This is a genomic window from Pseudomonas sp. H3_E07, assembly GCF_054668895.1.
Genome location: NZ_CP162795.1, coordinates 2924363 through 2939499 on the forward strand (window position 1 = coordinate 2924363; position 15137 = coordinate 2939499).

Sequence of the window (15137 nt, forward strand, 5' to 3'; positions counted from 1 at the left end):
GGCGGCGGTGGGCCGTGCTGGGCAAGTCAAACTTAAACGAGAACACACCTATGCTTTTTTCCCGTAAGGCGGTTTCCAAGCGTCACTTGCTGCTGATCGCGGCCGGTTTCAGTACTGTGCTGACCGGTTGCGCCACGTCGCCGGCCTCCAAGGTCGCGTCCAGCACCAAGGTCGAGTACTACCCCAACTGCTACGAGCCGGTGCAACACCTGCGCGCGACCGATTCGGACATGACCAAGTCGGTTGTGACCGGTGCAGCCATCGGCGCTGCCGGTGGTGCACTGCTGGGCGCCCTGACCGGCGACTCCGACAAGCGCGGCCGTAACGCTGCCATCGGTGCCGCTGGCGGCGCCCTGGCCGGCGGCGCGGCGGGTTACTACACCGAGCGTCAGAAGCAGATCAGCGATGACAACCAGCGCATTGCCTCTTACTCCACAGACTTCAATAAAAGCGCATCGGATATCGACCGCAGCACCGCCTACGCCAAAGCCTCGCAGCAGTGCTACCAGAGCGCGTTCACCAAGCTGGTGGCCGACCGCAAAGCCAAGACCGTCAACGACACCGAAGGCCGCAAGCGCCTGGCGGAAATCGTTGCGGGTTTGAAGGAGTCCAATGACCTGATCGTTGCCGTCAACGGCAAGGCCAGCGAAGACCTGAACAACTACACCCAGGCCTACGAAAAAGACCTGCAGCAAGTGGGTGTGCAGCGTAACGACGTAGTCACCGTGGCCCAAGCCGACGTGACGCCGCCACCGGTACCCGCCAAGAAAGGCAAGACGCCACCGAAAGTCGCGAAGAAGCTGCCGGTTGTGCCAAAAGAAGCAGTCACCACCGAGAAGAGCATCCAGACCGTGCAGGCCAAGCAAGCTGAAAGCAAGCAGGTTGCCAGCGCCGGCAAGGCACAACTCGAAGGCAGCTGCCGCGATCCGAACCTGGCCGACTGGGCACCGGTACCTTGCCCTAACGTTTAAACAACATGCTGCTATAAGCGTCAAACGCCAGCCGATCTTCCGCTAATGCGCAAGATCGGTGGCGTTCCTTTAGCAAATCGTTAAACTGCTGCGGCCACTCAATAATTACACCGAGGCCGTGTGCATGAAATTTCGTCTTCTCCTGTGGGTGCTGGGCCTGATGATGGGCAAAGCCAGCCGCACCAATCCCGCCTTCCAGCAGCAACTGGGTGACAAAGACCTGGCCTTCCAGCTGCAGACCCTCGACGGCAAGGTTGCTCGTCATTTCATCGTCAAAGACCAGCGCATCACCAGTCGCTCGGGTGTTCACCCGTCGCCGGCGTTCGCCATCGCCTTTAAAGATGCCGCCTACGGCTTCGCTACGATGCAGGCGAAGAACAAGCAATTGGCATTCATGACGGGGATTCAGGACAAGTCGATCCAGATCAAGGGCAACCCGGCGCTGGTGATCTGGTTCCAGGGGTTGACCAAGTATTTGAAGCCGAAGAAAAAGAAGTAACTACCGTAGGAGCGAGCTTGCTCGCGAAGGTCGTGAACGATGACGCGGGGTGTCTGGAGCCCCGCGGTGTTCTCAGGTTTTTCGCGAGCAAGCTCGCTCCTACAGGGTGTGGGTCGCTCAGCCCTGGCTGAACTGCGAAGCCAGCTCGCGCAACAACACTTCGGCATCCAGCACCTTACTCACCACTTCATCCGCCTTGTCCCGGCTCAGCCCCAGGCGCTCAAGCAACTCGTCGGGGATGGTTTCATCCGGCCCGGACCCGATGCCGCGGCTGCGCAGCAGGCGCACGGCCAGGCACACCAGGTTCGGATATTCGGCGTATTGACCATCGTAGGTCGGATCATGCTGGAAGCGCAGGGCGGTGGATAACTCATCCGGCATGTCCCAGTAGCGCATCAACCAGGCACCGATCTGCTCGCGGCTGATGCCCAGCAGGTGTTGCTCGACATAGCTGTGGCACAGGTGCGGGTTGACCTCCAAGTGACGGCAGATCAGCGAGAAGTGGGGCGGGAACACGTGGGCCAGCAGCAGGTAACCGAAGTTGTGCAGCAGGCCGGCCAAGTAGGTCAGGCCGGCTTCCGGGCGCTGGGCGCGCGGCATGGCGCGGGTCAGGCCTTCGATCACGGCGGCGGTGTAGATTGACTGGTGCCAGTACGGCGTGGACTGGTGCGGATGGTCTTTGGGCAGGCTCAACGTCTTGCCCAGTGCCAGGCCCAGCGCCAGGTTGATCACCAGGTCAAAGCCCAGCACGCGCACGATGGCGTCTTCCACGGAGCGGATCTTGCCCGGCGAGGCGTAGTACGGCGACGCGGCCCAGCTCACCACTTGTGCGGCCAGCGCCGGGTCGGTCTCGACCACGCCGGTGATGTCATCAATGGTGGCGTTCGGGTCGACGCGCAGCTTGATGATCTTCTGCGCGGTATCGGCCAGCGGTGGAATCTCGATAGTCGCTTCCAGGCGTTGCTGGATACGGCGGGCGGTGAACGCCTGCATCGCCTGGGTGATTTCCTCACGGTCATCATTGGGGCGGTCGAGGTTGGGGCGGATATTGCTCAACGGCTCGCCGAAGTGGCCGGCGCTGGCCTTGGTGAGCATCGTCTTGAAGGCGTCTCTGGAGATCTCCAGCAACAGGCCTGCTTCACCCGAATGCACCAGCAGGCTGGGTTCGTCGAGCAGGCTGCCTTCGTACAGGCAAGGTGAACTGGTGAGCGGTGGCAGGCCCGGCAGCAGGGTCAGTTCGTGTTTGCCCAGCATGCGCTCGACGCGATCCGGCGACACGGCCGTGAGGCGGCGACCGGTGAGTTCGGCGAGGCGGTTGAGGTCAAGCAACTGGTTCTGCGGGAACAGCACCATCAGTGCGCCCACCGCGTCTTCCAGCAATACTGCCTGGATTTTTTGCGCAGGATTCAGGCCCGGTAGATCGGCGACTTCCGTGTAGGGGATGGCGAGTTTTGCGAGCAGAGCCCGAATGACCGGCGGGGCGGTCAGTGGGGCTGTGGCGAGGGCAACTTCTGACATGGCCTGATCCAATTTCTTACAGTCAACGAAGTATAACCAGCTTGATACAACTGTTGGTCGACTAACTGAGGTTTGTGACGCGGTTCATTTGTAGGCGCGGGCTGGCCCGCGCCTACAAAGCCTCAGGTCACACTTGGCCGTATTGCTGCCCATGGCGCAGCCAGCGATCCAGCAACGGGCTGACATGATCCGGCCAGCGTTCGAGCAACGCTTGCGCCGCATCGCGCACGGCCGGCAGTAGGTCGGCGTCGCGCATCAGGTCGGCGACCTTGAATTGCAGCAGGCCGGTCTGGCGAGTGCCGAGCATTTCCCCAGGGCCGCGCAGCTCCAGGTCTTTTTCGGCAATGACAAAACCGTCGTTGGTTTCGCGCATGATGCCCAGGCGCTGACGACCGATCTGCGACAGCGGCGGGTGGTAGAGCAACACGCAATGGCTGGCGGCGCTGCCCCGGCCGACCCGGCCGCGTAACTGGTGCAGCTGCGCCAGGCCCAGGCGTTCGGGGTTTTCAATGATCATCAGGCTGGCATTGGGTACGTCCACACCCACTTCAATCACCGTGGTGGCCACCAGCAGTTGCAGGTTGCCGGCCTTGAATTCGGCCATCACCGCGGCTTTTTCAGCGGGCTTCATGCGCCCGTGGATCAGGCCGACTTTGAGTTCACCCAGAGCGCTGGTGAGGTCTTCATAAGTGGTCTCGGCAGCCTGGCAGGTCAGCTCCTCGGACTCTTCAATCAGCGTGCACACCCAGTACGCCTGGCGCCCTTCGGCACAGGCGCCGCGCACGCGCTCGATCACTTCGACACGCCGGGTGTCAGTGACCAATACGGTGTTGACCGGAGTCCGGCCGGGCGGCAGTTCATCGAGGATCGAGGTGTCGAGGTCGGCGTAGGCGCTCATGGCCAGGGTGCGCGGGATCGGCGTGGCGGTCATGATCAGTTGGTGTGGGTTCATACGTCCGCCCACGCCCTTCTGACGCAGGGCCAGGCGTTGTTGCACGCCAAAGCGGTGCTGTTCGTCGATGATCACCAGCGCGAGGTTCTTGAACTGCACTTCGTCCTGGAACAGCGCGTGGGTGCCCACCACCATCTGTGCGCCGCCGGCAATCTGTTCCAGGGCTGCCGCGCGGTTCTTGCCCTTGAGCTTGCCGGCCAGCCACGCGACTTCCAGGCCCAGGGGTTCGAGCCAGCGCTTGAAGGTGATGAAGTGTTGCTCGGCGAGGATCTCGGTCGGTGCCATCAACGCCACTTGATAACCGGCTTCCAGCGCTTGCAGGGCAGCGAGGGCGGCGACCACGGTCTTGCCCGCGCCCACATCGCCCTGGATCAGGCGCAGCATGGGCTCCTGCTGGCTGAGGTCGTAAGCGATTTCATTCCCGACGCGCTGTTGGGCACCGGTCGGTGCGAAGCCGAGGTTGGCCAGGTACTGCGCGGGCAAGCGGGTGGCTTTGGGCATCGCCGGCGCACGTAGCGAACGCATGCTTTCGCGCAGGCGTTGCTGGGACAGTTGGTGGGTCAGCAGCTCTTCGAAGGCCAGGCGGTGCTGGGCCCAGTGATGACCCAGTGCCAGTTCGTCGACATCGGCATCGGCGGGCGGGTGATGCAGGTAGCGGATCGCATCGTCCAGCGACGCCAATTGATAATCGCGGGCCAGCTCCAACGGCAACCAGTCGGGCAGGCTTTTCGGGCCGAGCATCGTCAGCGTCTGCATGCACAGTTGGCGGAGGCGTTGCTGGGTCAGGCCTTCGGTGAGCGGGTAGATGGGGGTGAGTGTGGTGTCGACCGGCGGCGGCTCGTCGCCGGTGATCGCGCGGTATTCCGGGTGATAGATCTCCAGGCCCGATGCCCCGGGCCGTGCTTCGCCGTAACAGCGCACGCGGGTGCCGCGCTTGAGCCCTTCCTTCTGCGCGTTGCTGAAATGGTAGAAGCGCAGGCTCAGGCCACCGGTGCCGTCCTGCAGGCGCACGACCAGGCTGCGACGCTTGCCCATCACCACGTCGGCGCCGCTGACGGTGCCTTCGATCACGGCATCCTGCCCAGGGCGCAACTGGCCGATGGGCACGACGCGGGTCCGGTCCTGATAGCGCAGGGGCAAATGGAACAAGACGTCCTGGAGGTTTTCCAGGCCGACCTTGGCCAACTTCTCGGCCATGGCTTCACCGACACCCTTGAGTGCCGTCACCGAAACCTGCGACAGCTCAGTCATACCGTTGCTTAGCTCGCAGCTGTCGGCTTGGCCACCGAGCACAGGCGGATCGAATCGGCGAGGATCTCAATCGCTTTCGGCCGTGGGAAGCTGGCGCGCCAAGCGATCGCCACGGTACGGAACGGCACCGGCGGCGTGAGTGGGCGCACTTCGATCACGCCGGGGGCGTAGTGATGGCTGTCCACTGCTGACAGCGGCAGGATCGAAATACCCAGACCGGACGCGACCATGTGGCGGATGGTTTCCAGGGAGCTGGATTCCACGGTGGTGTGCTTGGCGCCGTCGTTGCCCTTGGTCAGGGTCGGGCAGGCTTCCAGGACCTGGTCGCGGAAGCAGTGGCCTTCGCCGAGCAGCAGCAGGCTCTTGTCGTTGAGCAAGGCGGCGTCGATGGTGTCTTTTTTGGTCCACGGATGGTCGGCCGGCATCAGCACCTGGAACGGCTCGTCGTAGAGCGGCAGGGTCAGCACGTCGGCTTCGTTGAACGGCAGGGCGATGATGATCGCGTCCAGCTCGCCGTTGCGCAGTTTGTCGCGCAGCACGTGGGTGAAGTTTTCTTCGATATACAACGGCATCTGCGGTGCGACGCGGTGCAGTTGCGGGATCAGGTGCGGGAACAGGTACGGGCCGACCGTGTAGATGGCGCCGACTTTCAGCGGTGCGGTCAGCTGGTTCTTGCCGGCCTGGGCCAGTTCGCGAATGCTCTGCGCTTGCTCCAGCACCTTCTGGGCCTGGGCAACAATGCCTTCACCCACCGGCGTAAGGCGCACGGCGCTCTTGCTGCGCTCGAAAATCAGCACACCGAGTTCGTCTTCAAGCTTTTTCACGCCCACCGACAGCGTCGGCTGGCTGACATGGCAACGCTCGGCCGCGTGGCCGAAGTGCTGCTCTTGGGCGAGGGTAACGATGTAGCGTAATTCTGTAAGAGTCATAGCGGGCGTCCATGAGGTTGCGGGCCAAGCATACCGGCTGCAATCGATAGACGCACGTTATCAGAACTTTGCTGGGGATTGAGCGGGGAATATCGGTGATTTTGCTGATGCGATAAACCCATCTGGGCTGCCCGCGATGCAGGCACCTCGGTCTATCAATTGCACCGAGGTGATGCTATCGCAGGCAAGCCAGCTCCTACACAAGCTGATGCCTGCAACCCTTAGCGGCGGCGTTTCTCGATGTTGTACACGAACGGTGCAACGATCTCGATACTGCCGCCTCTGAGCATGTCTGCCGGTGGCTTGGGCAACGGCTGGGCACGGCGGATCATATCCAGGGTGGCGCGGTCCAGGTCGGCGTTGCCGGAGCGGCCCACCAACTCGTAGGACAGCACGTTGCCGTCGGCATCGACCACGAACTTCAGGCGGTTCAGGCCTTCCTTGCCACGGGCCTGGGCGCCTGGGGGGTACTTCTTGTACTTCTGCAGGTGAGCCAGCAGGGTGCCTTCCCAGGATGCCTTCGCTGCGATTTGCTGCGGAGAGGGGCCTGGTACAGGCTGGGCCGATTTCTCAGCCGGTGCCTGGGTTGGTGGAGCGTCGCTCGGCGGATCCTCGGAGGGTTTCTCCTTGGGCGGCTCGATCTTCTTCTCCACTGGCTTCGGCGGCTGTGGTTTGGGCTTGGGTTTGACCGGCTTGGGCACCTGGATCGTTGGCTTGGGTGCCTCGGCCAGTTTCGGCAGGGGCAGCTCTTCCACCGGTGCAGGCGGCTGCGGCGGCGTCACCACCTTGGGCGGCGCTGGCGGTGGCGGTGCGGGCATCGGTGCCAGGTCGATGACCATGGCCGCCGGCGGCAACTGCACCGTACGCGGCGCTGACCAATGAAGCGCGATAGCGATCGCGACGGCATGCACGCCCAGTACGACGGCGAGGCTGGTGCCATAACGCGTCAGTTTGTGGCGCGTCGTGATCATTTCTTGGCTGCCGTCTCAAGTCCGACCAAGCCTACCTTGAGGTAGCCGGCTGCCCGCAGGGCATCCATCACGCTCATCAGGTCGCCGTAGTCCACGCCCTTGTCAGCCTGGAAGAAGATCGTCGTGTCTTTCTTGCCTTGGGTCTTGGCGTCGAGCACCGGCCCCAGGGTTTCAGCCTTGACTTCTTCTTCACCCAGGAACAGGCGTTGGTCCGCCTTGACGCTGAGGAAGATCGGCTTCTCCGGCCGCGGCGCCGGCTTGGCGCTGGACGCGGGCAGGTCAACCTTGATGTCCACGGTCGCCAACGGTGCCGCCACCATGAAGATGATCAGCAGCACCAGCATCACGTCGATAAACGGCGTGACGTTGATTTCGTGGTTCTCGACGAGTTCGTCGTCGCCTTGATTCAAATGCAGGCCCATGGCCGATTACCCCACTTTCACCATGTGCGGTTGCGAGCTGCGCTCGGTAGGCAGGTGATCGAGATCGCGGCTGACCAGCAGCAGGACTTCTGCCGACGCGTCCGATACCTGAGCCTTGTAGCCGGCAATCGAACGGGCGAAGACGTTGTAGATCACCACCGCAGGAATCGCGGCAACCAGGCCCAGGGCGGTAGCCAGCAGGGCTTCGGCGATGCCTGGGGCAACGACGGCAAGGTTGGTGGTCTGGGTTTTGGCGATGCCGATGAAGCTGTTCATGATGCCCCACACGGTACCGAACAGACCGACGAAGGGCGCGGTCGAACCAATGGTCGCCAGCACGCCGGTGCCGCTGCTCATGTTACGACCGCAGGCCGCCACCAGGCGCTCCAGGCGGAAGGCCACACGTTCCTTGATGCCTTCTTTTTCGCGGGTGTTGGCCGACAGGCGCATTTCTTCCAGCGCGTCGTGCACCAGGGTGTTGGCCAGGGTGCCTTTCTTGGTCGCGCTTTCGCTGGCTTCCTTGAGGGTGGTGGCCTTTTTCAGGTGGACGATTTCGTTGCGCAGGCGACGTTTGGCGCCCAGCAACTCGAAGCCTTTGGCAATCCAGATGGTCCAGGTGATGATCGAGGCGATGGCCAGGCCGATCATGACGGCTTTCACTACCACGTCAGCGTTCTGATACATGCCCCATGGCGACAGGTCGTGGGCCATGCCCAGGGTGTTGTCTCCTTCCAGAACCACCCCGGTCTCGTCGGCGGAGGCTGGGTCAGCAGCCTGGGCCGGGTCGGTAGCAGCGGGCGCTGCGGCGGGAGCGGCCGGTGCCGCGGCGTTTTGCTCGGCTGCAGCCGGGGTGGCTGGCGCGGTGGCGTCAGCGAAGGCAGCGGTCGGTGCCAGCAGTACGCTGAACAGCAGCGCAGCAATCGCACGCCAGGCGCGGGATGGGCTGTGAAGCTTGGTTGGCGAAGCGGGGGTTGTATTACGTGTCATGCTGGCCGGACCTGAGTAAAAAAATGAGTGATCGTCCTTCCAGACCCATGGGGTCGAGGACAAATGGGCGGTTATTATTGCAAGTAATTCTTGTTAACAAAAGTAATACAGTTACTTTATTTGTCCTTTTTCTGGCCGACGGTCATCTGCGAAGGCTAACCTAGACCTTTCAGTACGGAGTTTTTTGTGATGGCAGCGCCTTCTGTTGTGATAGCCGGTTGTGGCGATGTAGGTAGTCGGCTGGCCAGCCAGTTGCTGGCCTCGGAATGGGAGGTCCATGGCCTGCGCCGCGATATTTCGCGGCTGCCTGATGGCGTGATCGGTATTGCCGGGGACTTGTTCAAGAAGGAGTGCCCTGACACCTGGCCGATCGGCGGGGTGGATTACCTGGTGTACTGCGCCGCTGCGACGGATCACGACGAGGCTGGCTATCGCGCCGCTTACGTACAAGGGCTGAAACATGTGCTGGAGTGGCTGGGCGACTACGGCCAGGAGCCGAAGCACCTGCTGTTTGTATCCAGCAGCAGTGTCTACGGACAGCAGAAGGGTGAGTGGGTCGACGAAACGTCGGAAACCCAGGCGAAGGGATATTCCGGGCAAGTCATGTTGGAGGCTGAGCAGGTGGCGCTCAACAGCGGCATCCCGGCCAGTATCGTGCGCCTGACGGGCATTTATGGCCCCGGTCGCGAATGGCTGCTGACTCAGGTTCGCCAAGGCTACCGCGTCGCAATCGACCCACCTTTATATGGCAACCGCATTCACGCGGAAGACGCTGCGGGTTTGCTGGCCTTTTTGTTGCGGCATGTAGAAAAGGGCGGTTCGCTGGACAAGGTCTACATCGGCGTCGACGATGCGCCCGCGCCACTGGCCGAAGTGGTGGACTGGTTGCGCGAGTACCTGGGTGTGACCGAATGGGCCGATGACGCCAGTGTGCGGCGCGCCGGCAGCAAGCAATGCAGCAATGCGCGTATCAAGGCGCTGGGTTGGGTGCCGACGTACCCAACTTACCGGGAAGGCTACGCGGCGATCCTCAAAGGCTGAAATGCGGTGAAAAATGTGGGCGCCGGCTTGTTCGCGAAGGCGCAGTGTCAGGCACTGAATGTGTTGCTGATACACCGCTTTCGCGAGCAAGCCCGCTCCCACATTTGGGTCTGCGTTCGGCTACTTATTGCTTTTCAAGCAACCACTGGCGTGGGCCTGGCGTAAACGAAGGCACTTCATCCGCCTGCGCGGTGTTGACCGCCTGGAAGATCTCCAGTTGTTTACCCTTGCGGATAAAGATCCACGGATTGCCCTGGCCATTCAGTTGCAGCCAGATGCTGTCGTAGCCGCCGCTCATGGACGCGCAATCGCCCGCCAGGCACAGCGAGTACTGATCGACATTCGGCAGGCCGGCGACCTTGCCGTTAGCCTGGAACTGTACGATGGCGCCGCTGCCGAAGCCGTCGCTGATCTTCCAGTCGCCGCCCATGTAGGCTGCATACAACGCACGCTCAAAGTTGGCGCCGATGGGCGCACCGTCCGGCGCAGGCTCTTTGGGGCGGGCGAACAACTGTTCAGGCTCGTTATCATTAGCCACTTGCAGCAGTTGCTTGCCTTTGCGCTTGAGTTCGGTGGCGGAGCTGCCGTAGAAGTCCACGCTCCAGGCGCCGGATTTTTCACTCAGCAACTTGCCTTCCGCTACTTCAAAACCGTTGTAGTAGCGTGCCTGCGAGGCCTTGGTATTGACCTCCCATTCGAGGTTCGGGCCGAAGCTTTGCAGGGCTTCACGCAAAGGGCCGCCTTTGGCTGCCGCATCGATGGCGACCTGGTTGATCCAGGTGCCGCCCGCATCCCGGTCGGCAGGGTTGCTGGCGCAGCCGCCAAGCAACAGGGCGAGCAGTGATGAGGCTACAAGCGCTTTGCGCATCATGAAATCCTTCTGAAACGAAATCGGCGCAGCCTATGGGGGCTGCGCCGGGTGTTTTACTCGATGACCAGAATCGCGTCCATCTCAACCTGCGCACCCTTTGGCAGGGCGGCAACGCCGATGGCGGCGCGGGCTGGGTACGGCTGTTCGAAGTACTTGCCCATGATCTCGTTGACCTTGGCGAAGTGGCTCAGGTCGGTGAGGAAGATGTTCAGCTTGACGATGTCTTTGAACGAGCCGCCGGCAGCCTCGGCGACCGACTTGAGGTTTTCGAAGACCTGTACGGTCTGTGCTTCGAAGCCTTCCACCAGTTCCATGGTCTTTGGGTCCAGCGGGATCTGGCCGGACATGTAGACGGTGTTGCCCGCCTTGATCGCCTGGGAGTAGGTGCCGATCGCGGCTGGGGCCTTGTCACTGGTGATAACAGTCTTGGTCATGAATGACTCCTTGTAGTAGAGCGGTTATGCACGCATACGGGTGATGCGGATGACCCCGGTCAAGGCGCGCAGTTTCTTGATCACACGGGCCAGGTGCACGCGGTCGTGCACGCTGACCACCAGTTGAACCACGCTGATGCGGCCATCGCGTTCGTCCATGCTGATCTTCTCGATGTTGCCGTCGGCCGCGTTGACGCTGCTGGCGAGCAGGGCGATCAGGCCGCGCTGGTGTTCCAGCTCCACCCGCAGCTCGACGTTGAATTCGCCGGTGACATCCTTGGCCCATGAGAGCTGGATGCATTTTTCCGGGTTGTGGCGGATTTCGGTGATGTTGCGGCAGTTGTCCAGGTGCACCACCATGCCTTTACCGGCCGACAAGTGGCCGACAATCGGGTCGCCGGGGATCGGTGTGCAGCATTTGGCGTAGCTGAGCACCAGGCCCTCGGTACCACGAATCGCCAGCGGACCTTCGGGGCTGGGCAGCTGTTCGCCTTCGCCGAGCAGGCGGCGGGCGACTACATAGGCCATGCGGTTGCCCAGGCCAATATCTTCCAGCAGGTCTTCGATGGTTTCCTGGCGGTACTCGTGGAGCATCGCTTGCACGCGCTCTGTAGGAATCTTGTCCAAGGCGCTGTCGAAACCGTTGAGGACTTTGTTCAGCAGGCGTTCGCCCAGGCTGATGGACTCGGAGCGGCGTTGCAATTTGAGCGCGTGACGGATGTGCGTGCGGGCCTTGCCGGTGACCACGAAGTTCAGCCAGGCCGGGTTCGGGCGTGCGCCCGGGGCGCTGACGATCTCGACCGTGGAGCCACTCTGCAGCGGTTCGGACAGCGGCGCGAGACGACGATTGATCCGACAGGCGATGCAGCTGTTACCCACATCGGTGTGCACGGCGTAGGCAAAGTCGACCGCCGTGGAGCCTTTGGGCAGCTCCATGATCCGGCCTTTGGGTGTGAATACGTAGACCTCGTCCGGGAACAGGTCGATCTTCACGCTTTCGATAAATTCCAGGGAGTTGCCGGCCCGTTGCTGCATTTCCAGCACGCCCTTGACCCACTGGCGGGCGCGGGCATGGGTGCCTTTGGGCTGCTCGTCGCCGCTGGATTTGTAGAGCCAATGGGCAGCAATGCCGTTGTTGGCCATCTCTTCCATTTCGCGGGTGCGGATCTGGATCTCGATCGGCACCCCGTGCATGCCGAACAACGTGGTGTGCAGCGACTGATAGCCGTTGGCCTTGGGGATCGCGATGTAATCCTTGAAGCGGCCTGGCAAAGGTTTGTACAAATTATGTACAGCGCCCAGCACGCGATAACAGGTGTCCACCTTGTCAACGATGATCCGGAACGCATACACGTCCATGATCTCGTTGAAGGCCCGGCGCTTGCCGCGCATCTTTTTATAGATGCCGTAGATATGCTTCTGCCGCCCGCTGACCTCGCCCTCGATCTCGTCGATCGCCAGGCAGTGGCTCAGCGACTCTTCGATCTTGTTGACGATTTCCTTGCGGTTGCCACGCGCGCGCTTGACCGCCTGGTAGATGCGCGCCGAACGCATCGGGTGCATGGCCTTGAAACCGAGGTCTTCGAATTCGATACGAATGGCGTGCATGCCCAGCCGGTTGGCGATGGGGGCGTAGATTTCCAGGGTTTCTTTAGCGATGCGCCGGCGTTTTTCGCCGGACAGCACTTCCAGCGTGCGCATGTTGTGCAGCCGGTCGGCCAACTTGACCAGGATCACCCGGATATCGCGGGCCATGGCCATGGCCATCTTCTGGAAGTTTTCCGCCTGGGCTTCGGCTTTGGTTTCGAAGTTCATCTGGGTCAGTTTGCTGACCCCGTCGACCAGTTCGGCCACGGTTTCGCCAAATTGCGCGCTGAGCGCTTCCTTGGCAATACCGGTGTCTTCGATCACGTCATGCAGCATCGCAGCCATCAGGCTCTGATGGTCCATGTGCATATCGGCAAGAATATTTGCCACCGCAAGAGGATGGGTGACATACGCCTCGCCACTGCGGCGGCGCTGACCGTCGTGGGCTTGTTCGGCGTAGAAATACGCTCGGCGGACCAGGTTGACCTGGTCTGGGCCGAGGTAGGCCGATAAGCGATCGGCGAGGGCGTCTATGCTCGGCAAAGTGTGAACTCCTGCCGTTGGCTGTGACCCCGCGCCGTGCTACGTCGACCAGGCATAGGCTTAGACGGCCTCGTTGGACTCGTCCTCGAACGCTGCAAACAGCGGTTCGTCTTCAACGATTTCAGCGTTGGCGATGAACTCGTAGCTCATCAGGCCTTCAGCGATTTCACGCAGGGCTACAACAGTAGGCTTGTCGTTTTCCCACTGGACCAGGGGCTCTTTGCCGCCAGTGGCCAGTTGACGGGCACGCTTGGTAGAGAGCATGACCAGCTCAAAGCGGTTATCCACGTGTTCTAGGCAGTCTTCAACGGTTACGCGGGCCATGGTATTCCTCGGAGCGAATGCAAGATGCGCGCTGCCCGGTTGGGCGAGCGGACTGAACAGTTTAAAAAATCACCAGCGTTTAGGGAAGCGCTGATTTCTCGCAGGCCCTCGCAAAACCGCTACAAGTGCCAATGTAAAGCCCTTGCAGCGGTTTTGGGAAGAGCCAATCAACCGAGCAGTTCGGCCAGTAATTTGCCGAAACGCTGTTGCTGACGCTTTTGCTGGAGTTGATTGGTGCGGAAAATCGCCTTCAAATCATCCAGTGCGTGGGCAAAATCGTCGTTGATGATCAGGTAGTCGTAGTCGACGTAGTGGCTCATTTCACTGACGGCTTCGCGCATGCGGCCTTCGATGATCTCGTCACTGTCCTGGCCACGATTGGTCAGGCGCTGGTGCAAGGCTTCCAGCGACGGCGGCAAGATGAAGATCGAGCGCGCCTGGGGCATCAGCCGGCGCACTTGTTCGGCGCCTTGCCAGTCGATTTCCAGGATCAGGTCGTGGCCTTCGTCCAGGGTCTGCTGCAAGTGGCTCTGCGAGGTGCCGTAGAGATTGCCGAACACTTCGGCGCGTTCCAGGAAGTCGCCGTGTTCGATCATCTTGACGAACTCGGTGCGCTCGACGAAGTGATAGTGCACGCCGTTCACCTCACCTGGGCGCATGGCGCGGGTGGTGTGGGAGACCGAGATGCGGATCTGCTCGTCAGCGTCGGTCAAGGCCTTGACCAGGCTGCTTTTGCCCGCGCCCGACGGGGCGGAAATGATGTAAAGGGTGCCGGTGCTGTGGGTCATGGAGGTTGCCTTACTCAATATTCTGTACTTGTTCGCGCATCTGCTCGATCAACACTTTGAGGTTGACCGCCGCGGTGGTGCTGCGCGGATCGAATGCCTTGGAGCCCAGTGTATTGGCTTCGCGGTTGAGTTCCTGCATCAGGAAGTCCAGGCGCCGACCGGCGGCACCGCCGGACTTGAGCACTCGGCGCACTTCGAGGATGTGGGTGCTCAGGCGATCCAGCTCTTCGGCGACATCGCTCTTTTGCGCAAGCAGGACCATTTCCTGTTCCAGTCGCGTCGGGTCGAGGTCGGCCTTCATGTCGGTGAAGCGGTCGAGCACCTTCTGGCGCTGGGTGGCGAGCATTTGCGGCACCAGTTCGCGCAAGGTGACAACATCTTCTTCGATGGAGGTCAGGCGCTCGTTGATCAAGCGGGCCAGTTCGGCACCTTCGCGCTCGCGGCCGGCTTTCAGCTCCTTCAAACCCTGGTTAAACAGGGCGAGGGCTTCAGCGTTGAGGGCTTGCGGGTCGGTGGCGTCGGCCACCAGCACGCCGGGCCAGGCCAGCACTTCCAGCGGGTTGAGCGCGGCGGGCTGCTTGATCAGTCCGGCGATGGTTTCGGCGGCGGCGACCAGTTGCGCGGCACGGTCGCGGTCAATCTGCAAGGCTTTGCCGGTGGTTTCTTCGGTGAAACGCAGGGTGCATTCCAGCTTGCCACGGGAAATACCCTGGCGCAGCGCTTCACGCACGGCGCCTTCGAGGTCGCGGAACGATTCCGGCAGGCGCAGGTGCGGCTCCAGGTAACGGCTGTTGACCGAGCGCAGCTCCCAGCTCAGGGTGCCTTGGACGCCGGCTTTCTCGACGCGCGCGAAGGCGGTCATGCTGTGCACCATGGAGGTACCTCGCGTTGCAGCCCGAAAACACGGGCTGATGATTAAGAAGGCGCAGGATTGTAGCGCAGTGGGGCGGACACGCCCAAACCCGAGCATTCGTAACCGAATTTTTTAGCAGTGCCCCGAATCGGCTCGCGGCTCTATAATGCTCGGCAGTTTTTCGTCCTCAGTACAG

Annotated in this window: 15 protein-coding genes; 3 read left to right on the forward strand and 12 right to left on the reverse strand. The window is 61.7% G+C overall.

Annotated elements, in window-relative coordinates; genetic code table 11:
• Positions 1–50 precede the first annotated feature (50 nt).
• Together tagQ and AB4O08_RS13195 are read left to right on the forward strand one after the other, a co-directional pair.
• The gene (gene tagQ / locus AB4O08_RS13190) at positions 51–971 is read left to right on the forward strand and encodes a type VI secretion system-associated lipoprotein TagQ (RefSeq protein ID WP_010207530.1); all 921 of its coding nucleotides are present in this window, start codon (positions 51–53) and stop codon (positions 969–971) included.
• 124 nt (positions 972–1095) lie between these two features.
• Complete coding sequence (locus AB4O08_RS13195) at positions 1096–1470, forward strand: hypothetical protein (RefSeq protein ID WP_010207528.1); 375 nt, start codon at positions 1096–1098, stop codon at positions 1468–1470.
• A gap of 117 nt (positions 1471–1587) precedes the next feature.
• Here AB4O08_RS13195 and AB4O08_RS13200 read toward each other — a convergent pair whose 3' ends face one another.
• The 6 genes from AB4O08_RS13200 to exbB all read right to left on the reverse strand — a co-directional run bounded on the left by AB4O08_RS13200 (position 1588) and on the right by exbB (position 8500).
• A complete protein-coding gene (locus AB4O08_RS13200) occupies positions 1588–2988 on the reverse strand; it encodes an aminoacyl-tRNA deacylase and HDOD domain-containing protein (RefSeq protein WP_010207526.1) in 1401 nt (466 codons plus the stop codon).
• A gap of 127 nt (positions 2989–3115) precedes the next feature.
• Complete coding sequence (gene recG / locus AB4O08_RS13205; RefSeq protein ID WP_042570952.1) at positions 3116–5191, reverse strand: ATP-dependent DNA helicase RecG; 2076 nt, start codon at positions 5189–5191, stop codon at positions 3116–3118.
• 8 nt (positions 5192–5199) lie between these two features.
• On the reverse strand, positions 5200–6120 hold the full coding sequence (locus AB4O08_RS13210; RefSeq protein ID WP_010207523.1) for a hydrogen peroxide-inducible genes activator: 921 nt from the start codon (positions 6118–6120) through the stop codon (positions 5200–5202).
• Between the two features lie 221 nt (positions 6121–6341).
• Complete coding sequence (locus AB4O08_RS13215) at positions 6342–7091, reverse strand: TonB family protein (RefSeq protein WP_010207522.1); 750 nt, start codon at positions 7089–7091, stop codon at positions 6342–6344.
• The gene (gene exbD, locus AB4O08_RS13220; protein WP_003195519.1) at positions 7088–7513 is read right to left on the reverse strand and encodes a TonB system transport protein ExbD; all 426 of its coding nucleotides are present in this window, start codon (positions 7511–7513) and stop codon (positions 7088–7090) included. Before exbD ends, AB4O08_RS13215 begins: the two co-directional genes overlap by 4 nt.
• Before the next feature lie 6 nt (positions 7514–7519).
• A complete protein-coding gene (gene exbB, locus AB4O08_RS13225; RefSeq protein WP_010207521.1) occupies positions 7520–8500 on the reverse strand; it encodes a tonB-system energizer ExbB in 981 nt (326 codons plus the stop codon).
• Between the two features lie 189 nt (positions 8501–8689).
• Here exbB and AB4O08_RS13230 point away from each other — a divergent pair, with 189 nt between their 5' ends.
• Positions 8690–9541: an SDR family oxidoreductase gene (locus AB4O08_RS13230; RefSeq protein ID WP_021492593.1), complete on the forward strand. Its 852-nt coding sequence runs from the start codon at positions 8690–8692 to the stop codon at positions 9539–9541.
• 124 nt (positions 9542–9665) lie between these two features.
• Here AB4O08_RS13230 and AB4O08_RS13235 read toward each other — a convergent pair whose 3' ends face one another.
• From AB4O08_RS13235 to AB4O08_RS13260, 6 genes are all read right to left on the reverse strand, one after another.
• A complete protein-coding gene (locus AB4O08_RS13235) occupies positions 9666–10409 on the reverse strand; it encodes a hypothetical protein (protein ID WP_010207518.1) in 744 nt (247 codons plus the stop codon).
• A gap of 56 nt (positions 10410–10465) precedes the next feature.
• Positions 10466–10846, reverse strand: a complete 381-nt coding sequence (locus AB4O08_RS13240) for a RidA family protein (protein WP_003176922.1) — start codon at positions 10844–10846, stop codon at positions 10466–10468.
• Positions 10847–10870: 24 nt separating this feature from the next.
• Complete coding sequence (gene spoT / locus AB4O08_RS13245; protein WP_016975931.1) at positions 10871–12976, reverse strand: bifunctional GTP diphosphokinase/guanosine-3',5'-bis pyrophosphate 3'-pyrophosphohydrolase; 2106 nt, start codon at positions 12974–12976, stop codon at positions 10871–10873.
• A gap of 60 nt (positions 12977–13036) precedes the next feature.
• Complete coding sequence (gene rpoZ / locus AB4O08_RS13250) at positions 13037–13300, reverse strand: DNA-directed RNA polymerase subunit omega (RefSeq protein ID WP_003176920.1); 264 nt, start codon at positions 13298–13300, stop codon at positions 13037–13039.
• A 167-nt stretch (positions 13301–13467) separates the two neighbouring features.
• Positions 13468–14088 (reverse strand): guanylate kinase, encoded by a 621-nt coding sequence (gene gmk / locus AB4O08_RS13255; protein ID WP_010207513.1) that lies wholly within the window; start codon positions 14086–14088, stop codon positions 13468–13470.
• A 10-nt stretch (positions 14089–14098) separates the two neighbouring features.
• Positions 14099–14962, reverse strand: coding sequence for a YicC/YloC family endoribonuclease (locus AB4O08_RS13260; RefSeq protein WP_010207512.1), 864 nt, complete (start codon positions 14960–14962; stop codon positions 14099–14101).
• Positions 14963–15137: the final 175 nt, after the last annotated feature.

Coding starts and splice junctions, on each gene's coding strand:
- recG (WP_042570952.1), bottom strand. CDS start 5,191: ATGACTGAGCTGTCGCAGGTTTCGGTGACGGCACTCAAGGGTGTCGGT.
- exbD (WP_003195519.1), bottom strand. CDS start 7,513: ATGGGCCTGCATTTGAATCAAGGCGACGACGAACTCGTCGAGAACCAC.
- AB4O08_RS13200 (WP_010207526.1), bottom strand. CDS start 2,988: ATGTCAGAAGTTGCCCTCGCCACAGCCCCACTGACCGCCCCGCCGGTC.
- AB4O08_RS13195 (WP_010207528.1), top strand. CDS start 1,096: ATGAAATTTCGTCTTCTCCTGTGGGTGCTGGGCCTGATGATGGGCAAA.
- exbB (WP_010207521.1), bottom strand. CDS start 8,500: ATGACACGTAATACAACCCCCGCTTCGCCAACCAAGCTTCACAGCCCA.
- AB4O08_RS13215 (WP_010207522.1), bottom strand. CDS start 7,091: ATGATCACGACGCGCCACAAACTGACGCGTTATGGCACCAGCCTCGCC.
- gmk (WP_010207513.1), bottom strand. CDS start 14,088: ATGACCCACAGCACCGGCACCCTTTACATCATTTCCGCCCCGTCGGGC.
- tagQ (WP_010207530.1), top strand. CDS start 51: ATGCTTTTTTCCCGTAAGGCGGTTTCCAAGCGTCACTTGCTGCTGATC.
- AB4O08_RS13210 (WP_010207523.1), bottom strand. CDS start 6,120: ATGACTCTTACAGAATTACGCTACATCGTTACCCTCGCCCAAGAGCAG.
- AB4O08_RS13260 (WP_010207512.1), bottom strand. CDS start 14,962: ATGGTGCACAGCATGACCGCCTTCGCGCGCGTCGAGAAAGCCGGCGTC.
- AB4O08_RS13230 (WP_021492593.1), top strand. CDS start 8,690: ATGGCAGCGCCTTCTGTTGTGATAGCCGGTTGTGGCGATGTAGGTAGT.
- AB4O08_RS13240 (WP_003176922.1), bottom strand. CDS start 10,846: ATGACCAAGACTGTTATCACCAGTGACAAGGCCCCAGCCGCGATCGGC.
- AB4O08_RS13235 (WP_010207518.1), bottom strand. CDS start 10,409: ATGCGCAAAGCGCTTGTAGCCTCATCACTGCTCGCCCTGTTGCTTGGC.
- rpoZ (WP_003176920.1), bottom strand. CDS start 13,300: ATGGCCCGCGTAACCGTTGAAGACTGCCTAGAACACGTGGATAACCGC.